Source organism: Clostridium sp. ATCC 25772 (assembly GCF_001573875.1).
Taxonomy (GTDB): Bacteria; Bacillota; Clostridia; order Clostridiales; family Clostridiaceae; genus Clostridium_J; species Clostridium_J senegalense.
The window spans coordinates 25,319-46,683 of record NZ_LFRG01000010.1 but is presented as its reverse complement, the minus strand read 5'-3'; the positions used below and the strand labels follow the sequence as shown (position 1 = coordinate 46,683).

General features: G+C 27.4%; 15 protein-coding genes. 9 read left to right on the top strand and 6 right to left on the bottom strand.

The window, feature by feature from the left end; translation table 11 throughout:
- Positions 1-255 precede the first annotated feature (255 nt).
- Positions 256-1,236: an FUSC family protein gene (locus AZI32_RS04830; protein WP_061994769.1), complete on the top strand. Its 981-nt coding sequence runs from the start codon at positions 256-258 to the stop codon at positions 1,234-1,236.
- A 209-nt stretch (positions 1,237-1,445) separates the two neighbouring features.
- Here the strand turns inward: AZI32_RS04830 and AZI32_RS04825 are convergent, their stop codons facing one another.
- Together AZI32_RS04825 and AZI32_RS04820 are read right to left on the bottom strand one after the other, a co-directional pair.
- Positions 1,446-2,699: a pyridoxal-dependent decarboxylase gene (locus AZI32_RS04825; RefSeq protein WP_061994768.1), complete on the bottom strand. Its 1,254-nt coding sequence runs from the start codon at positions 2,697-2,699 to the stop codon at positions 1,446-1,448.
- Positions 2,700-3,180: 481 nt separating this feature from the next.
- Complete coding sequence (locus AZI32_RS04820) at positions 3,181-3,534, bottom strand: hypothetical protein (RefSeq protein ID WP_061994767.1); 354 nt, start codon at positions 3,532-3,534, stop codon at positions 3,181-3,183.
- 200 nt (positions 3,535-3,734) lie between these two features.
- Here AZI32_RS04820 and AZI32_RS04815 point away from each other — a divergent pair, with 200 nt between their 5' ends.
- The 4 genes from AZI32_RS04815 to hcp (AZI32_RS04800) all read left to right on the top strand — a co-directional run bounded on the left by AZI32_RS04815 (position 3,735) and on the right by hcp (AZI32_RS04800) (position 11,846).
- On the top strand, positions 3,735-4,421 hold the full coding sequence (locus AZI32_RS04815; RefSeq protein ID WP_061994766.1) for a Bax inhibitor-1/YccA family protein: 687 nt from the start codon (positions 3,735-3,737) through the stop codon (positions 4,419-4,421).
- Positions 4,422-5,025: 604 nt separating this feature from the next.
- Positions 5,026-6,045: an aspartate--ammonia ligase gene (gene asnA / locus AZI32_RS04810; RefSeq protein WP_061995076.1), complete on the top strand. Its 1,020-nt coding sequence runs from the start codon at positions 5,026-5,028 to the stop codon at positions 6,043-6,045.
- A gap of 245 nt (positions 6,046-6,290) precedes the next feature.
- A complete protein-coding gene (locus AZI32_RS04805) occupies positions 6,291-9,722 on the top strand; it encodes a pyruvate carboxylase (RefSeq protein WP_061994765.1) in 3,432 nt (1,143 codons plus the stop codon).
- Between the two features lie 423 nt (positions 9,723-10,145).
- Positions 10,146-11,846 (top strand): hydroxylamine reductase, encoded by a 1,701-nt coding sequence (hcp, locus tag AZI32_RS04800; protein WP_061994764.1) that lies wholly within the window; start codon positions 10,146-10,148, stop codon positions 11,844-11,846.
- Between the two features lie 127 nt (positions 11,847-11,973).
- On the opposite strand, the gene hcp (AZI32_RS04795) is transcribed toward hcp (AZI32_RS04800), so the two are convergent.
- The 3 genes from hcp (AZI32_RS04795) to recQ form a co-directional block, all read right to left on the bottom strand.
- Positions 11,974-13,626: a hydroxylamine reductase gene (gene hcp / locus AZI32_RS04795; RefSeq protein WP_061994763.1), complete on the bottom strand. Its 1,653-nt coding sequence runs from the start codon at positions 13,624-13,626 to the stop codon at positions 11,974-11,976.
- Positions 13,627-13,805: 179 nt separating this feature from the next.
- On the bottom strand, positions 13,806-14,837 hold the full coding sequence (gap, locus tag AZI32_RS04790; protein WP_061994762.1) for a type I glyceraldehyde-3-phosphate dehydrogenase: 1,032 nt from the start codon (positions 14,835-14,837) through the stop codon (positions 13,806-13,808).
- Positions 14,838-15,156: 319 nt separating this feature from the next.
- Positions 15,157-17,304, bottom strand: a complete 2,148-nt coding sequence (gene recQ, locus AZI32_RS04785; RefSeq protein WP_082761140.1) for a DNA helicase RecQ — start codon at positions 17,302-17,304, stop codon at positions 15,157-15,159.
- A gap of 408 nt (positions 17,305-17,712) precedes the next feature.
- Here recQ and AZI32_RS04780 point away from each other — a divergent pair, with 408 nt between their 5' ends.
- From AZI32_RS04780 to AZI32_RS18295, 3 genes are all read left to right on the top strand, one after another.
- Positions 17,713-18,375, top strand: coding sequence for a nucleoside phosphorylase (locus tag AZI32_RS04780; RefSeq protein WP_082761139.1), 663 nt, complete (start codon positions 17,713-17,715; stop codon positions 18,373-18,375).
- Positions 18,376-18,568: 193 nt separating this feature from the next.
- On the top strand, positions 18,569-19,126 hold the full coding sequence (locus tag AZI32_RS04775) for a GNAT family protein (RefSeq protein WP_061994760.1): 558 nt from the start codon (positions 18,569-18,571) through the stop codon (positions 19,124-19,126).
- Positions 19,127-19,167: 41 nt separating this feature from the next.
- Complete coding sequence (locus AZI32_RS18295; protein WP_157450840.1) at positions 19,168-19,314, top strand: hypothetical protein; 147 nt, start codon at positions 19,168-19,170, stop codon at positions 19,312-19,314.
- Positions 19,315-19,385: 71 nt separating this feature from the next.
- Here AZI32_RS18295 and AZI32_RS04770 read toward each other — a convergent pair whose 3' ends face one another.
- Positions 19,386-20,477: an iron-containing alcohol dehydrogenase family protein gene (locus AZI32_RS04770; RefSeq protein ID WP_061994759.1), complete on the bottom strand. Its 1,092-nt coding sequence runs from the start codon at positions 20,475-20,477 to the stop codon at positions 19,386-19,388.
- A 160-nt stretch (positions 20,478-20,637) separates the two neighbouring features.
- On the opposite strand from AZI32_RS04770, the gene AZI32_RS04765 reads away from it, so the two are divergent.
- Entirely contained in the window at positions 20,638-21,363 is a 726-nt protein-coding gene (locus AZI32_RS04765; RefSeq protein WP_061994758.1) for a pseudouridine synthase, read from the top strand.
- The last annotated feature ends 2 nt before the right edge of the window (positions 21,364-21,365 follow it).

The window sequence follows — 21,365 nt, the reverse complement described above, 5'->3', positions numbered from 1 at the left end:
TTAAGAGGTTATTGCCAAATGGCAATAACCTTTTTAAATTCATTTATAAGTTTATAAAAATTTGATGAAAATATTTAGAATATATGTATCGTATAGAAAAATATTGAAATTAATATATTAAAAGTATGCTAGCAATTGCAGCATTATATATATTAACATAAAAATAGTTCAGCATATAACGAAAGTTAATAAATTTTAAAAAAAATTTAAACTATGATAAAATCCTCAATAGCATGAAAAGAAAAGAGGTTGAATATGAATAAAAAATTGATTTTATCAAAAAGTATTTTATTTATTATAATAGTGGCATTTATAGGTTTATTTAAAAGTATATTTGGACAAGAAAATACTCTTGTAGGTGTTACAGTAATAACTTTAGCGTTAATGATAATAAAAAAGAAGCCTAGTGAAAAATTTATTGTAAGTTTTTTAAAAATATTATTTATGAATGTATTTTTAGGATTATGTTCATTTTTAGCATATAAGTCATTAATATTAGGTTTGATTTTAAATACTACAGTTATGTTTATTGTTGCATATGTTTGCTCATATAATTTAAATGAGGGATTATATATACCTTTTGGACTTCAATATATGTTTATGTTAAATACTCCTGTTGATGATAAAAAGTTTGTTATAAGGTTAGTTGCATTAGTTTTTGGTGCTTTATTTTCAGTAACATTACAATATACAATGAATAGAAATAAAAATGGAAGTGTAAATAAATTTAAATTAAAGGATGAAATTTTTAAATATAATAAAAATTTCACAAAGAAAAGTTTAATGTTTTCATATGGGGTTAGAATGGCATTAGTTATGGGAATTTCTACATTTATTATGGAGAAAATTGATTTACCAGAAGTAAGATGGATAATGTATACTGTATTTTCTCTTACAAAGCCTTATAAAGATAATTGTAATGAAAGAATACCTAAAAGAGTAGAAGGAACATTAATTGGCAGCATAATATTTATGGTTTTATTTACAATTATAGAATCGTCAGTATTAAGAACTGTATTATTAATGGTTGTAGGATATACCAACACTTATATAACTGAGTATAGAAAAATGATAATTTGTGTTACCATATCAGCATTAGGAACAGTTGCTATAGGGCAAGAACTTTTTTTAATAACTTTAGAAAGAATTCTATTTATAATAATAGGCACTATTATATCAAAAGTAATTAACAATTATGTATTGCCGTTTAATATAGGGAAACAAGCTCCAATTTAAATTTATTCAACAACCTTAAAATATTTTTACACAAGATGTAGTGTTGAATTCTAAGTGATTCGGAGCATGTCTCACTATTTTGGGTATCCAAGTTTTGGAATGAATAATTTTAAAAGTCAACTTGGAACCATATATAATTAATGATGAAAAGTGTAATTTGGAATTGAAATGTTAATATACAATAAAAAGCGTGCAATTGCACGCTTTTTTTATGCTGTTTTTGTAGAAGAATTTAAATGATTTTTTAAATCATTTATTAAAGAGTTTAATATTTCTAAATGAACATGTTCCATAACATTTATCTTGTACCATTTATTGGTGTCGTTATGAACTTCTGGAGTTAAGAAATACTTCTCTACAATTTCATCATTCACATATTTAGATTCTATAGTGATAAGATTCATCATTTCTTCTTTATAATAAGTAATATTTAAGTTTTCTAATTCATTACAGAACCAGTTTGTTCTATTTCTTAATTTATCTATTTTTTCAAGCCATCCAAATGGACCATAAGTGGCAAGAATCATCCATACAGCAACGGCATTAGCACCAGAACGACTTCCACTTATTGTTACATCTAAGTTTTCTATATAGGTAGCTTCTTTTGTAAGTGTATTATGTATTAAATTCTTTCTACATAAGAAAATACCAGTACCATAAGGTGCTTGAAGCATTTTATGAGCGTCTAGTGTAATAGAATCTACATTTTTGTTAGAAAAATCTGTAGTACAATTTTTATTTCCGATAGGATATATAAATCCTCCAAAGGCGCCATCTACATGGATTTTGTAATCTAGTTCATATTTATCAAAAGTATTTGCATATAAATCAGGATCATCTACGGAACCAAACATAGTAGTACCCATGTTAGAGATTACTATAAAATATTTTTTACCGTTTTCTTTTGCCTCTTTTACTATACTATCTAAAACTTCTTCTTGGATTTTACGAGTGTAAAATTCAACAGGAACTTTTATAATATCTATATTTAATAAATCAGAACCTTTGTATGCAGAATAATGTGTATCTGCAGATGTTATTATAGCCATTTCCTCATGCTTAGCATTTTTCTCATTTTTAAAATAGTTTCTATAAACCCACATAGCTTGAATATTTGCTTCTGTTCCGCCTTGAGCAATATAACCGTCAAATTCTTCATCTTCTCCATTAAGTATGTCTTTTGATAGAAGTTGAATGAGTTCTCTTTCAATATCAAAAGTACCTCCAAATAATATATCTGCTTTGTCGTATGTATGGCAGCCTATATGATTAGGATTTTGTATAAAAGTTCTAAGATATGGTGATTTTTTAACAAAATCAAATCCATCATAAAACATTGCATTATCTAATTTTGTTCCAGGAATACCTATAGTGTTAGTATTGTCATAGTTTAAAGTTCTACTTAATGCTTCTGAAACTTTTTGGTTTAATTCTTCCTCAGTGTACTTTTTCCAATATTTCATTCTTTCATCCCCTCTAATATTCTTAACTTAAAATTAAATCCAATTTACTTTTACTTTATTTTAAAGAAAATTAATTGTAGGGTTACAAGTTAACTTTTAAAATTTAATGTTTTATTATAAAAATTATTTATATTGATTATTAATTTTATTCAAAATATTTTAATTATATAAAAGCTAATGGATTTTTATTAAATTAGTGTACGAAAAATATGAAAACACTAACTTAGTAAAAATCACTAGTAAAACCTTTACAAAAACTTTGCAAAAAAATAAATTTCTATTATAGAAATAATAAAAATTGTTTAAAGAAAATTAACATATATTTTATATGCAATTCATTATAACATAATAATACGTAAAATGTCTAACTTAATAAAAAGTTTTAAGTTCACTCTAGAAAGTATATTCTTATAAAATATAAAAGAAAAAACTATGAGTTTTAGCTACACATAGTTTTTTCTTTCATTATATAATATATAGTTTAATAATTATAGTATTCTCCATAATTACTCAATAAAGGCATAAATGCAAAAATTACTATTAATAGATATAAAACTATAACAATCATAGTTAATATAAATGAAAATAATCCAGCTCTAGACCATGTATTTTGAATTTTCATAAATTCATCAACACTTTCAAAATTACCTTTTTTCCATGCCCAAGAATTACCTTTTGCCCCACATACGAAAATCCATATTATATTAAAAAGGGGAATTAGACATAAAAGTGGCAGATAGGAACGATTTCCTATTCCCCATAAAATATTATACATGAAAGCTCCCCAATTCCATTTTTTAACTTCACTAGGGACAAAGTTTTTATCATTTTCCATAATAAGTCCTCCTAAAACAAAATTATACATTTTTTTCAAAAAAATAAATAAATCCATAGATATACTAGCATATTTTTTAAAAAAATTCAAATTTTTTTAAAAAAATAACATAAATTACAAGTAATATATTGAAAAAAAATAACTAAAATGGTAGAATTAAATAAAAAAATTTAATTTTAATTGAAGGAGGAATTAAAAAAATGGAAGGAAATTCTTTTCAAGTTAGTCAAAATAAGTTTATAGGAAAAACATTACTTTACATGACTATGGGATTAATATTAACTTTTATAGTTTCATATGCATTATGTATTAATGAAGATTTTATAATATTTTTATATTATAATCAGTATTCGTTCTTTGTAGCTATTATTGTAGAAATAGGGTTAGTCAGTTTAATAACTAGAAAAATGGAAAGCATGTCTGTTAAAACTGGGTTTATATTATTTTTGTTGTACTCAGTAATTAGTGGGGTAACTTTCTCAGCCATATTATTAGCATATTCTTTAGAATCAATTATTTTTATATTTTTTATAGCAGCTTTAATGTTCCTTTGCTCAGGAATGATAGGGATGACAACTAAAAGAGATTTATCAACTTTAGGAAGATTTGCTATTATGTCTCTTGTAGGAATAATTATTGTAAGTATAATAAATATGCTTTTAGGATCTAATGATGGACTTTTTAATTTTATAAATTATGTAGGAATGATTATATTCTGTGCTTTAACAGCTTATGATATGCAAAAAATAAAGATTATACATAAGTATTCATATGAACTTTCACCAGTTGAGGTTAATAAATTTGCTATATTAGCAGCATTAAATCTTTATTTAGACTTAATAAATATATTTATATATTTATTAAGATTATTAGGTAGAAAAAGATAGATGAATAGTAAAAGGTATTTAAAAATAAATTTTAAATTTATTTTTAAATACCTTTTTTTATTTTTAATATTATTTGTTTTATGTGAGCACTATTTAAACTATTATAAATACAAGGTTATGAGGAGTTTAAATATAAAAAAAATCTAAAAATATAAAAAAAACCAATAAAAGTGTATCACAAATGAATAAAATGCTACAATAATGAAATTTTTATGATGGCTATGTTTCATGTAAAAAAAACAATTAAGTTATAAAAGGAATAAAAACACTAAAAAACACTATAAAGTATGTTAAATAGCAAATTTAAATGATGAAAATAAAGAAAAAATACTTTAAATTAACTAATCAATAAAAAATATTGAAATTAATTTAAAAATATATTGCAATTTTGATAAAAAAGATGTACTATGTTAATAGCTGATACAAAAGCTGATACAAAATAAGTTTTCTTTTTAAATTTGGCGTTAAAATACAATTAATTATGAGATTGATTTTTACGCTAAAATATAATATATAATTTAGAAATGAAAAAATAAATCAAAAATTGTTAGGAGATGGTTCAGGTGGGGAATATACTTTAGTAAAAAAAGATAAACATGAATTTGTGAAAGAGGATAAAAACTTAATAATTCCAAAAAATTATAATTCAGAAATAAGTATTATAGAAACTGAAAGAGCTATAAAATTTATTAAAGATTATTTTGAGAAAAGTTTAGCAGAAAATTTAAATCTTACAAGAATATCAGCTCCGTTATTTGTTATGGAAAATACTGGAGTGAATGACAGTTTAAATGGAGTGGAAAGACCAGTTTCCTTTGATGCTTTAGACATAAAAGAAGATAATTTGGAAATTGTGCAATCTCTTGCTAAATGGAAGAGAATAGCCTTAAGTAATTATGGATTTGAGGTTGATGAAGGTATTTATACAGACATGAATGCTATTAGAAGAGATGAGATTTTAGATAATACTCACTCCATATATGTAGATCAATGGGATTGGGAAAAAATAGTAAGTAAAGAGCAACGTAGTGAAGTTTATTTAAAAAATGTAGTAAATAAAATATATACAACTTTTAAAGAAACTGAACGAATTGTATGTGAAAGATACTCACATATAAAGCCTATGTTGCCGGAAAACATATATTTTATCACATCTCAGCAGTTAGAGGATATGTATCCAGATGTTGATTCGGATACAAGAGAAAAACTGATAACAAAAGAAAAAGGCGCAGTTTTTATAAGTAAAATAGGAAAAGTTTTAAACTCTGGAGAAAGGCATGGAACAAGATCTCCTGATTATGATGATTGGGAACTAAATGGAGATATAATATTTTGGTACCCTATTCTAGATAAGCCATTAGAACTTTCATCTATGGGAATAAGAGTAGATGAAAATTCTCTTTTAAAACAATTAAAAATAAATGGCTGTGAAGATAGAAAAGAATTAGAATATCATAAGATGCTATTAAATAAAAAGCTTCCATATACTATTGGTGGTGGAATAGGACAATCTAGGATCTGTATGTATTTTTTAAGAAAAGCACATATAGGAGAAGTTCAAGCTAGTATATGGAATAAAGAAATGATAAAGAAATGTAAAGAAAACAATATAGAATTGTTATAAGAAAATTATATAGGGTCTAATAGTAAATTATTCAAATTCATATTAAATAATTTACCGTTGGACTCTATATTAACAAAAAATAGATTGAATGTTAAATTATTTATGATTATAATTTGAAAATTACAAAGATAACTATTATATAGTTTAAATTTTAAAAATATTTGGATAATTAAAATCGTATAATTATATTATATAGATAAAACGATATACATATTATGTTAGAACTAGTGAAAGGGTGGATTTAAATGAGTTTTAAAAAAATTCTTGTTGCAAATAGAGGGGAAATAGCTATAAGAGTGTTTAGGGCTTGTCATGAACTTGGAATAAGAACAGTAGCTATATACTCAGAAGAAGATAAAGGTGCTTTATTTAGAACAAAAGCAGATGAAGCTTATCAAATAGGACGTGGAAAAGGACCGGTAGAAGCATATCTTTCTATTGATGAAATAATAGAATTAGCAAAGAAAAAGCAAGTTGATGCAATTCATCCAGGTTATGGTTTTTTATCTGAAAACATGGAATTTGCTAAAAAATGTGAAGAAAATGATATAGAATTTATAGGGCCAACATCTGAAATGATGGACAAATTAGGAGAAAAAATAAAGTGTAAAATAGTTGCAGAATCTGTTGGGGTTCCTATTATACCTGGAACAAATGAGCCAATAAAATCAGCAGAAAAAGCAAAAGAACTTGCTAGTTTATGTGGTTATCCTATAATGTTAAAGGCTGCTGCTGGTGGTGGCGGAAGAGGTATGAGGATTGTTCGTAGCGAGGAAGAACTTGTAGATTCGTATATAAGTGCTAGAAACGAAGCAAAAAAAGCTTTTGGAATAGATGATATTTTTATAGAAAAATATATAGAAAACCCTAAACATATAGAAGTTCAATTGCTTGGAGATAAATATGGTAATATAGTTCATCTTTATGAAAGAGATTGCTCTATACAAAGAAGACATCAAAAGCTTGTAGAATATACACCTGCTTTTTCATTACCTGAAAGTTTAAGAGAGAGTATATGTAATGATGCAATAAAAATAGCTAAAGCTGTTAACTATAGAAGTGCAGGAACAGCAGAGTTTTTAGTAGATAGTCACGGAAACTATTATTTTATTGAAATGAATCCAAGAATACAAGTAGAGCATACAGTTACAGAAATGCTTACATCTATAGATATAGTGCAATGTCAAATTTTAATAGCACAAGGATTTAGTTTAGGTTCTAAAGAAATTGGAATAGGAAGCCAAAAGGACGTACATTGCATGGGATACTCTATACAATGTAGGATAACTACTGAAGATCCTATGAATAATTTCTTCCCAGATACAGGAAAGATAGATATGTATAGAACTAGTTCAGGGTTTGGCGTAAGACTTGATGGTGGAAATGGATTTACTGGTGCAATTATAAGTCCATATTACGATAGCTTATTAGTGAAAGTAATAACCCATGGAAGAACTTTTAAAGAAACAATAAATAAAGCAAAACGTTCAGTTAGAGAGACTAAAATAGATGGAGTTAAAACTAATTCAGATTTTCTAATAAATGTTTTGAGTTGTGAAGAATTTGAAAAGGGTATTTGCACAACAAACTTTATTGAAAACCATCCAGAATTATTAAATGTAATACCTAAAGAAGATAAAGAACTTAAATTACTTAATTTTTTAGGAGAAAAAGTAGTTAATGAGGGTAAGCATAGTCATAAAGATTTTGATATACCTCAAATACCTAAATTTTCTAAAGTTCAGTCTTTAAATGGAACTAAACAAATTTTAGATAGAAAAGGACCGTTAGGCCTTACTCAGTGGATTAAAAATGAAAAGAAATTGCTTTTAACTGATACAACAATGAGGGATGCTCATCAATCACTTATGGCAACAAGACTTAGAACAAAAGATATGGCTATGATAGCAGAACCTATGGCTCATCTTGCAAAAGATTTATTTTCCATTGAAATGTGGGGTGGAGCAACTTTTGATGTTGCATATAGATTCTTAAAAGAAGATCCATGGGAAAGATTAGAAATATTAAGAAAAAAAATTCCAAACGTATTATTTCAAATGCTAATTAGAGGTGCTAATGGAGTTGGATATAAAAATTATCCAGATAATGTTATAAGAGAATTTATAAAGGAATCTGCAGATAAAGGTATTGATGTATTTAGAATATTTGACTCACTGAACTGGTTAAAAGGTATGGAGATAGCAACAGATGAAGTTTTAAAAACAGGAAAAGTTGCTGAAGTATGTATGTGCTATACAGGAGATATTTTAGATGGTAGTAGAAAAAAATATGATTTAAATTATTATATTAAAATGGCTAAAGAAATAGAATCTATGGGAGCTCATATATTAGGTATAAAGGACATGTCTGCACTTTTAAAACCATATGCTGCATATGAACTTATATCTGCATTAAAAGAAGAAATAAGCATACCAATACATTTACATACTCATGATACCAGTGGAAATGGAGTTGCCACTGTACTTATGGCGGCACAAGCTGGAGTAGATATTGTTGATACTGCCTTTAATAGTATGTCAGGACTTACAAGTCAACCTGCTTTAAATTCTGTTGTAGCAGCTCTTGAAAATACAAAACGTGATACTAAGTTAGACTGTGACAGTTTACAGCAAATATCTGATTATTGGGAAAGTGTAAGACCTATTTATGAAGATTTTGAGTCTGAGTTAAAGGCTACAAGTGCTGAAATATATAAATATGAAATTCCAGGTGGACAATATTCTAATTTAAAACAACAAGTTAAGAGTTTTGGTCTTGGTCATAAGTTCCAAGAGATAAAAGATATGTATAAAGAAGTGAACGGTATGGTTGGAGACATTGTTAAAGTTACTCCATCATCTAAAATGATAGGTGATATGGCTATATTTATGGTGAAAAATAATATTGACTCTAATAACATATTAGAAAAAGGTGAAATATTATCATTCCCAGACTCAGCTGTAGATTATTTTAAAGGTATGATGGGCCAACCTAATGGGGGATTCCCAAAAGGTTTACAGAAGATTGTTTTAAAAGACGAAGATTCTATAGAGTGTAGACCTGGAGAACTCTTAAAGGATGAAGACTTTGAAAAAATAGAAAAAATATTAACAGAAGAATTAGAAATAATTCCAGAAAAAAAAGACATTATAGCTTATGCTTTATATCCAAAGGTATTCAAAGAATATGTAGAGTATAAGAAGACAAAAGGTGATTTTTCCAACATGCAAAGTGTACCATTTTTCCATGGAATAGTGGAAGGTGAAACTTTAGAGATTGAAGTTGAAGAAGGTAAGGTGTTTTTAGTAAAATTAATAAAAGTTCTAAATCCAGATTCAAAAGGTATGAGAAAAGTAATATTTGAAGTAAATGGATTTAGAAGAGAAATAGATGTAAAAGATAGGGCTATTGAAGAAAATAAAAATGAAAAATCAATTATATTTGCTAGTAAAGACGATCATACAGAGATAGGTGCTAGCATACCGGGAAAAGTTGTTAAGGTATTAATTAAAAAAGGGGACAAAATAGAAAAAAATCAAAAGCTTATGATTTTAGAGGCTATGAAAATGGAAACTAATATAGTATCTAAAATATCTGGGGAAATAGAGGAAGTATTGGTTAGTGAAGGTAGCCAAGTTGAAAGTGGTCAACTTATAATTAAGTTAAAATCACTTTAATAAAAATCATTTTAATAAAAGTACTATAATAAAAATAAGAACTTAGTTTAACTAGGTTCTTATTTTTATTTTTAGAACTAAACTTTGATGCTTAAAAATATAAAAATTAAAAATAACAATTTTATATATTAATAAAATGTGTAACAAAAGTTACCGAAATACATTTGAAAAAATAGTATACTTTCAATTGTAGAAAACAGGTATCAAAAGAATGATATATAGGGATGCAAGTTGAAAGTTTAATTTATGCATGAAGGTTTTGTTGGAAATAGAGAAAAGGGAATAATAATTAACATAAATACTACTAATATACATTTTATTTAAATTGGAAAATTATTATTTTATAAAGGTATAAGTTAAAATTAAAATTTAAAACCTTATGATACATAGAAATAGTACGAAAAAATTAAGGAGGAATTTATAATGGGAATGTTTTGTTATCAATGCCAAGAAGCAGCAGGATGTAAGGGATGTACAGTAAAAGGTGTTTGTGGAAAAACTGAAGATGTAGCAAAAACTCAGGACTTATTGGTATATGTTACTAAAGGTCTTGCAATTATAAGTAATGAAGGTAGAAAAGTTGGTGTGATAGATAAAGAAGTAGATAAATGTATAACAGAAAACTTATTTTCAACAATTACAAATGCAAATTTTGATAGAGAAGATCTTTTAGGAAGAATTAAAGAGACTTTAAAATTAAGAGAAAGCTTAAAAGTTAAAGTTTTAAAAGCTGGTGGCGTTATAGGAGAGACAAAGGCAACTGGTGGTTTTCTAAAAAAAATATTAGGTATGAATACTGAAGAAATAATTATTCCAGATGCTGCCCAATGGAAGGGTAATAATGAATTAGCTTTTGTGCAAAAATCGGAAACAGTTGGAGTATTAGCAACTGAAAATGAGGATATAAGAAGTTTGAGAGAACTTATAATTTATGGATTAAAGGGATTATCAGCATATATGAAACACGCTATGAATTTAGAATACAATAGTGATGAAATTCATGGATTTATGGCAAAAGCATTAGCCGCAACTTTAGATGATACTTTAACGGTAGATGATTTAGTAGGGTTAGCCCTTGAAGCAGGAAAATATGGCGTGGATGGAATGGCATTACTTGATGATGCTAATACTAAAACTTATGGTCATCCAGAGATTACAACAGTAGATATAGGGGTAAGAAATAATCCGGGAATATTAATATCAGGACATGATTTGAAAGATTTAGAGATGTTACTTCAGCAAACAGAAGGAACAGGAGTAGATGTTTATACACATGGTGAAATGTTAGCAGGACAATACTATCCTAAGTTCAAAAAGTATAAACATTTTGCAGGTAACTATGGAAATGCTTGGTGGAAGCAAAAAGAAGAATTTGAAAAGTTTAATGGAGTAATACTTATGACAACGAATTGTGTTGTAATTCCATCTAATTCTTATAAAAATAGATTATTTACAACAGGATCAACAGGTGTTCCAGGATGTAAGCATATAGAAACTGATAAGTTTGGTAAAAAAGATTTTTCTCAATTAATACAGATGGCTAAAAAATGCAAAGCACCTACAGAAATAGAAAAGGGACAGATTGTTGGAGGTTTTGCTCATAATCAAGTTATTGCATTAGCAGATAAAGTTGTTGAAGCTATACAAGAGGGAGCTATAAAGAGATTCTTTGTTATGGCTGGATGTGATGGAAGAGCTAAATCAAGAAATTACTATACGGAATTTGCAGAAAAGTTACCCAAAGATACAATAATTTTAACAGCAGGCTGTGCAAAATATAAGTATAATAAATTAAATTTAGGAGATATTAACGGAATTCCTAGAGTGTTAGATGCAGGGCAATGTAATGATTCATATTCATTAGTTGTAATAGCTTTAAAACTTGCAGAAGTATTTGGTGTTGAAAGTGTAAATGATTTGCCAATAAGCTATAATATAGCATGGTATGAGCAAAAGGCAGTTATAGTATTATTATCATTATTGCATTTAGGAGTCAAAAATATACATTTGGGACCAACATTACCAGCGTTCTTATCACCAAATGTAACAAAAGTATTAGTTGATAACTTTGGAATTGGTGGAATAACAAATGTTGATGATGATATAAACATGTTCATGTCTTAATAAAACAAATAATGAGATATATGTTTTAAATAAAATTTTATGTTAAAGTAAATTTATCACTTATTAATTTACAATATAAATATAATTTCATAATATAAAAAGGACTGCCAAAGCAGTCTTTTTTATATTATGAATTTCTAAAGATTGATTTTAAATCATCTTCTGGTGTGCTTATAGGTTTTATATCAAAATTATCTATAAGATATTGAAGTACGTTAGGTGATAGAAATGCTGGAAGTGATGGACCAAGGTAAATTCCTTTTATATCTAGTGAAAGTAATGCTAACAAATCAGCAACAGCTTTTTGTTCATACCATGAAAGTATAATAGATAGAGGAAGGTCATTAACAGTACAATTAAAAGCATCTGCAAGAGCTAATGCTATTCTTACTGCTGAATAAGCGTCATTACATTGTCCTATGTCTAAAAGTCTAGGTATTCCATCTATATCACCAAAATCTAACTTGTTAAACCTGTATTTTCCACAAGCTAAAGTGAGAATTATACAATCATCAGGAAGTTGTTTAGCAAATTCTGTGTAATAATTTCTACCGGGCCTAGCACCATCACAACCACCTATTACAAAGAAACGTTTAATTTTTCCATCTTTAACAAGTTCTATTATTTTTTCTGCATGGCTTAATGTTGCTTTATGCCCAAATCCTACTAAAATTTCCTGTGGAACTTCATCTTCCTTAAAGCCACCAAGTTCTAAGGCTTTATTTATTATTTCTGAAAAGTCTTTAGTTCCATCATTTTCCTTAGGAATATGCTTTATATTCTTCCAACCAACAACACTAGTTGTAAAAATTCTGTCGCTGTAAGAATCACGAGGTTTCATAAGACAATTAGTTGTCATTAAAATGCATCCAGGAATATTGTCAAAGTCTTTTTGTTGATCTTGCCAAGCTCCTCCAAAGTTACCTACAAGGTGAGCATATCTATTAAGGCTAGGATAACCATGAGCAGGTAACATTTCGCCATGGGTATAAACATTTATTCCCTTATCTTTGGTTTGCTCAAGAAGCATTTCTAAATCTTTTAAATCATGACCAGAAACTATTATGAAAGGTCCTTTTTTAGTTTTTACATTCACTTTTTGAGGAGATGGAGATTGGAATAATTCGTTATTAGCTTTATCCAGTACCTCCATACATTTAACAGACATTTTACCAGCTTTTATCATTACATCAATTAGGTTTTCTAGTGATAATGAATCATCTATAACTGCTGATAATGCTTCAAAATAAAAATTGTCAACATCATCGTCATGATAATTTATAAATCTTGCTTGATGAGAATATGCGCTAATTCCTTTTAGACAGTAAATTATGGTTTGTCTTACTGAACGAATATCAGCATCCAAATTTTCATTGTACATAATGCCTGCTATTTTAGAGTCCTTTAACATTTCTTCTTTATTGTCAGGTAATTGATATCTTGCTATATCAGATTCATCAATAGTATTAGCTATCTTAGATTTTAATTCATTTTTATATTTTTTAGATGTTTTTAATTGATTAACAAAAAAGTCTAAATCAAAGTTAACATTTGTAAGAGTTGAAAATAAACTATCTTCTATAAAAGATATATACTTTTTATCAATTTTTTCACCTTTTTTAATAAGTTCAAGTCCGTAAAAACTCATACCCTTCAATTGATATATAAGTAAATCTTGAAGGTTTGCAATATCCGGTGTTTTACCACAAACACCTACTCTAGTGCAACCTTTTCCTCCAACAGTTTGCTCACATTGATAGCAAAACATATCATTCTCCATAAAAAAACCTCCTATATTAGTTTAGTAATCAAATCTAGTATTGGTAAAGATAAGTATAAATATTCCTTTAGAAAGTAATATGAAACTAATTTGTATAGGTAAAGTGAATTAAAATTTAAAATAAAAAAATAACTACTATACTCTCGTATAAGTAGTTATTTTAGAGGTTGTTTTAAGTTTTAAGCAGTTTTACAAACTACTTCAGAATTTAAGGCTTCTGCTACCACATTAGCTAAATCTACAACTCTTGCAGAATATCCCCATTCATTGTCATACCATGCAGCAACTTTAACCATTTTGCCGTTTACCATAGTTGAAAGTGCATCAAGTATTGAAGATCTATCATCTCCTTTAAAATCAACAGAAACTAAAGGTAAATCACAATATCCTAAGATTCCTTTTAATTCATTTTCAGATGCATCTTTAAATGCGTTATTTAATTCTTCAATAGTAACTTCTTTTTCAAGTTCGCAAACTAAATCAGTTATTGATACTGCTGCTGTTGGTACTCTTAAAGCAAATCCATTAAGTTTTCCGCTAAGTTCTGGTAGAACTTTTGCAACAGCTTTTGCAGCGCCAGTTGAAGTTGGAACTATTGATTGGCCAGCAGCTCTAGCTCTTCTTAAATCTTTATGGCTCTTATCTAGTATTTGTTGGTCGTTTGTATATGAGTGGATAGTAGTCATAAATCCGTTCACTATACCAAATTTTTCATTTAACACTTTAACTACTGGAGCTAAACAATTTGTTGTGCAAGATGCATTAGAAATTAAAGTATGTTTAGATACATCTAGCTTATCATCATTTACTCCCATAACAACAGTTATATCTTCATCTTTTCCTGGAGCTGTTAATATAACTTTTTTTGCACCAGCGTCTACGTGGCCCATAAGTTCTTCTCTAGTTTTGAATTTTCCAGTAGATTCTATAACTAAATTAACATTAAGAGCTTCCCAAGGAATATCCTTTGGTTCTGCACATCTTGTTATTTTGATTTCTTTTCCATTTATTATTAGCGAGTCTTCAGTTGTTTTTACATCACCTTTGAAAGTTCCGAAACATGAATCGTAAACAAATAGATGTGCTAATGTTTCAACATCAGCTCTAGCATTTATTGATACTATATTAAAATTATTATCAGGATTTTCAGAAGCTATTCTTAAAAATGTTCTTCCTATTCTTCCAAATCCGTTTATACCTACATTTATCATAAAACTACCCCCTGAGTATTCATTAAAAACTTTTTAAAATTTATTATTAAATCAATTAATTACGTATTTTCTTTACAAGAATATAGTACAACATAAATGGAAAAAAATCAAATAAAGTATAGCATAATAAAAATAAAAATAAGTTGAATACCGTTGAAAAAGATAACAATAGCTCTTAAATGCTCTTGAATACTTTAAAACAACATACTATATATTAAATATAATACTATATAGTATGTTGTAGTTATAAAAAGTGTACACTTTTGAATTTTGTATTAATAATAAAATTTATTTGTTAATAAAGATGATTAAATTCTATTTATGAAACAAAATAATTCTTAAATATAACTACTTTTATCTCGTCGTAAGTTATATTAGGATTTACTATTTCTTTGATAGGTTTTAATCTGTTTCTTCCTACTTGGTTTATTGCATCTAAAATTTCTTTTTCATTATCTTCATCATACAAGTTAGAAAAATCTAGAGGCAAATTAGTATTTTTATGTTCTTCTAAATATTTTTTTATATGCTCAAGTATAGTGCCTATTTGAAGATTACGTTGCTTACAAGCATTTTCAATAGATGGGTTATTACTTAGTAAGTCCATTGTAACTTCTATAGTTTTGCTTTTATGAGAGGAACCTCTAGCTTGAGATTCATTTTTTGTTTTAGTGAAGACAAAATCTAAGGTTATATTATTTTCATTTACATATGAACTTATTACATTTAAAAATAGAGTTCCATACTTTTCACATTTGTGTTCTCCAACCCCACTTATATCAAGTAATTCTTCTTTATTAATAGGAAGCCTTATGCTAAGTTCTTTTAAGGTGCTGTCAGAAAAAACAACATACGGTGGTATGTTTTCATCAGTGGCAATATCTCTTCTTAAAGATTTTAAAATTGTTAGTAGTTCATTGTTTGCATCGGAGTATTCTTTATTTACAAATTCCTTGAATATAACACTGTCTTCTCTTTTAAGGATAGGAATAGATTTTTCGGTAAGTCCTACTGTAGGAAAAGTTCCTTGTAGGCTTTCTAAATATCTATGAGATATAAGAGTATGAATAAAAGTTTTTAAATAATCTTTTGAGATATTACTCATTATTCCGTAAGTATTAAGTTTATCTAGGCCAAGTCTTAAGACTTTTTTATTTTTAGAGCCTTTAAGTATATCTATAATAGACGTTACCCCTAAGGGACGTTTCATTTCATAAACACAATATAGTACATTTCTAGCTTCTTCTGTTTTGTCAACAAACTCTCCTTCGAAATGGCAGTTGCTACATTTCCCACAATCTTGGTTATAGTTTTCACCAAAGTAGTTTAAAATGAATTTTTTAAGACAATCATTAGAATATGAAAAATCTGCCATTAGTTGCAACTTGTTGTACTCATTTAGTTTTCTTGTTTCATTATAAGTGCTTACATCAATTAAATATTTTTGAAGATGTATATCTGATTGAGAAAAAAGAAGAATACATTCACTTTCTTCACCATCTCTTCCTGCTCTACCTATTTCTTGATAATAGCTTTCAATATTTTTAGGCATATTATGGTGTATTACAAATCTTACATTAGATTTATCTATGCCCATACCAAAAGCATTAGTAGCAATTATTATATTACAGTTATCATAAATAAAGGATTCTTGATTTTCTAAACGTTCATTATCAGAAAGACCAGCATGATATTTTAAAGCCTTAATATCTTTATTATTTAAAAGTTTGAAAAGGGATTCTACTTCCTTTCGTGTAGCACAATAAATTATACCGGAATCTTCTTTGTGAGTTTTTAAGTAGTTTAAAATAAAAGCTTCTTTATTTCCACCTTGAACAACCTTTAGTATTAAATTTTCCCTATCAAAGCCTGTTATAAATATGGAAGGCTTATTTAATTGAAGAAGTTTAACCATATCATTTTTAACTTCTTCTGTAGCAGTAGCGGTAAAAGCAGCAACAGTTGGACGGGTTTTTAAAAGATTAATAAATTCATTTATTTTTGTATAACTAGATCTAAAATCATGTCCCCACTGAGAAACGCAATGGGCCTCATCTATAGCCATAAAGGATACATTGACATTAGATATTAATGTTATAAAATCTTGAGATAGCAATCGTTCTGGTGCTACATAAAGTATTTTAAAATCATTGTTTAATATTTTTTCTTTTACGGTTTTATATTCTAGTGATGAAAGAGAACTATTTATGTATCCAGCGCTTATTCCAGTAGCTTTTAAATTGTCTACTTGATCTTTCATAAGAGAAATTAACGGCGATACTACAATTGTTATACCATCAAATAAAATTGCTGGAAGTTGATAACATATGGATTTACCACCACCAGTAGGCATTATAGCTACAGTATCATTTTGATTTAAAATAGAATCAATTACATTTTCTTGCCCTTTTCTAAAACTATTATAACCAAAGTATTTATTTAAAACGTCTAAAGCCTTATTAATCATTAATAAATTCACCTCATAAAATTGATAATAATAAAAGTATATAAAGTATATATTTATATAAGTCCGAAATTAAATACTTACGAGATTACATTAATCTTTTGGGAATCCAAGTTTTGAAATGAATAGTTCTAAAACTTGGAACCTTATAGCATTAATCTCTTATTATTATCATAGACTAATTTAAGAAAATTTAAAACCGATATATAGTAAAAAAGACAACATGTGAAATATTCTTATTATTTTGAAAAAACTTAAAAGTAATGGTATTATTAACGAAAATCCTATGGTGGAGATGATTTGTAGAAAGTGGTGAATTAAATGGAAAGATTTACATCTAAAGATTATATTAACTATGTGCTGGAAAGTAAAAATGTAAAATTAGAAGATATTAAGGTTGGATAAGTTGTTATATTATCTTGGTTTAATAATGTTATAGACTATTTAAAGGATAAGTATAATGGGGTTAATCCATCATATAATACTTTTGGTAAAAGACATGAAATATATAATATAAATGTTAATGGGAAGTTAGTAACTCTATTTTATAGCAGTATAGGTGCACCAGCAACTATAGCAGCAATGGAAGAACTTAGGGAACTTGGAGGAAAAGTATTTATAGGTATAGGTCTTGCAGGTAGTTTAAATGAAAATTTAAAACTTGGTGATTTATTAATACCTTATCAAAGCATAAGAGAAGAAGGTACTTCATACCATTATCTAGATCATAAAGATAATGTATATCCTTGTGAAGAATTAAAATGTAAAATGGAAAATTCTTTAAAAATTATAGGATATAAATATATTGTAGGATCACAATGGACGACTGATGCTATATATAAGGAAACTTTAGACCAAATAGAGAAATATTCTAAATTGGGGGTGTATGGTGTTGATATGGAGACATCAGCTATGTATGCTTTTGGACAAGCTACAAATACAAAAGTGTGCAATATTTTAGCTATAAGCGATGAGTTATGGCATAAATGGAATCCAGGCTTTGGGGGAGAAATTGTGCTAGGTGGACTTGAAAAAGCAACTAAAGTTGTAGAAGAACTAATAAAAAAATTATAAAGTATATAGGGAAACAAGCTCCAATTTAAATTTATTCAATAACCTTAAAATATTTTTATACAAGATGCAGTGTTGAATTCTAAGTAATTCGGAGCATGTCTCACTATTTTAGGTATCCAAGTTTTGGAATGGATAACTTTAAGAGTCAACTTGGAGCCCTATAAAAAATATAGTTAAAGATTGGAGATTTTTTATGATAATAGGAAATTTGACAATTATAAGGCCATTAGAGTGTGGAGATGAAGAGCTTTTATATAGATGGTGGAATGATGGAGGATTAATGGAGCATGCGGGTTTAGCTTTTGGAACACTTCAAAGTAAAGAAGCAATTAAAAATATAGTGAACAGAGAAATAGTAAAAGAAGAACTCTTCCCAAAAGATAAGAGATTTATAATATGTAAAAAAGATAATTTAGCACCTATAGGTGAGATTAATTATTGTGGGTTAGATTTAAAAAATGAAAAATGTGAATTTGGAATAAAAATTTGTGAGATAAATGAACAGGGAAAAGGGTATGGAAAAGATGCATTGTATCATTTTATAAATTTTATTTTTAAAAGCTTTAATATAAATAAAATTGAATTAACTACTCTGATTGATAACAGAAAAGCTCAAGGTTTATATAGAAAATTAGGATTTAAACCTATAGGCATAATTAGAGAGGCTTTTTTTGATAGCAGAAATGAAATGTTTCAAGATGTTTTATATATGGACATCTTAAGGAAAGAATGGAAGGAGAAATATATATAAGTACGAGAATATATATAAATTAGAGGTTGGGGGGATTTGTAATGTTAAGAGTTAGTGAGGTGTTTAAAAGTAGTAATTATGTAGATTATAAACGGATTGATAAAAGAAAAAAGAAGAATAAAAATACAAAAGAATATAAATTTATGGATGAGTTAAAAAAATATGAGGGAAAAAAGAAAAATAAATAAAGTGAATATATTTAAATTAAAGAAGAGATTATTATATAGCAATTAAAATAATTTCTTCTTTAAACATAAATTTACAATGCAGATTTATAAATGGTCGCTATATCTTCAATAGTAACTTTTGTAGGATGGTTTTTAAGTTTTGAAGTATTATTTGCCATAAAATCTGAGTATTCTATAATTTCTTTTTCTGATAAAGAGATTTTTTCGCCAAACAATCCTTCTAAAAATGTTCCAAAATCATCTAGATTATTAAACTTAAGAAGTGAAAGTATTTTGTTAACTTTTATTTTATCATTACAAAAGTTAAGATATTCCTTTAATAATAACCCATTAGCTTTACCATGAGGAATATTTTTATAATATGTTAAAGCATAACCCATTCCATGTGGTAATGATGTTTCAGCTTGAGAAATTACCATTCCAGCAATTGTAGAAGCTACAAGTAATTTTTCACATTGATTTAAACTTAACTTTTCAGTTTGAAGATAATAAATACAATCTCCAAAATATTCTAGCCCCTTTTCTGCTAAACTATCACTTAATATATTAGCATTAGAAGATAAATAACCTTCTATTAGATGAGAAAGTGCATCTATTCCTGTATTTACTCTTATTGATATTGGTATATTAATAAGATAAGATGGGTCTAAAAAAGATATTATAGGAAAAACTTTTTGACATATTCCTCTTTTGGTTCTTAAGTTATGATCGGTTACTATTGAGTATGGTGTAGTCTCACTACCAGTACCAGCAGTAGTAGGTATGGCTATTACTGGAATGGCTGATAAAGAAGGGGTATTTGCTAAATCAGTTATTGTGGCATCTACATTATTAATAAGTATAGCAGCAGCCTTTGAAGCATCTAAAGGTGAACCACCACCAATTCCAATTACAAAATCAACATTTTTAAGTTTTCCTAAAGTAGATATTTTGTTAATAGTGTCTAGAGAAGGGTTTTCTTCAACTTCATTATATAAGTAATATTCAATATTTAAATCTTTTAAAGTTTTTTCAACATCATTTAAAGAACCATTAAGCCTAGAAGAATGTTTTCCTGTTACTAAAAGAGCTTTATTTCCAAGTGGTTCTAATAAGTTTTTATTATCATTTAAGCAATTTTCACCTAAAATTATTTTTGTAGGCATATAAAATGTATTGTTCATAAATTTTCCTCCTAAATTATATAACTTAAAGAATAAAGATTCGGAATAATAATATAATTTAATTATTAAACAAATGGTATATGATTTCAAGTGTGATTTGCATTTTAAAATTTAAGATATTATAATAACTTATATTTGAAATTATTTAGGATGTGAGAATTTGGAAGAAAGATTACAAAAGTATATGGCAAGTTGCGGTGTTGCCTCAAGAAGAAAATGTGAAGAAATAATACAATCTGGAAGAGTTAAAGTTAATGGTGTCTTTATAAAAGAACTTGGAATAAAGGTAGATAAAGACAAGGATGTTATAGAAGTAGACGATAAAAAAATAAAACCAGAAAAAAGAAAGGTATATATAGCACTGAATAAGCCAGTTGGATATGTATCTACAGTTAAAGATGAAAAAGGAAGAAAAACTATAATAGATTTGATAGATGTAAATGAAAGAATATATCCTATAGGAAGGTTAGATTATGATACTTCAGGACTTATATTACTTACAAATGATGGAGATGTATATAACAGAGTAATACATCCTAGGGTGGAAAAAAACAAAGTTTATATAGCCACAGTTAAGGGGATACCTACAAAATCAGAAATAGAAAGATTTTGTAGAGGCGTAGATATAGGTGGATATATAACAGCTCCAGCTCAGTGTAAATTGTTAAAAATAAATGATAAAGATAAGAAAAATTTATTATGTGATTTAGAAATAGTAATTCATGAAGGAAAAAACAGACAAGTAAGAAAAATGTGTGATGCGATAAATCATAAGGTTGTAAGACTTAAAAGATTGTCTGTTGGAAACATTAAATTAGGTAATCTTAAAGAAGGTAAATATAGATTTTTAACAGATGATGAAATTATACATCTAAAAGGGGAGTAGTT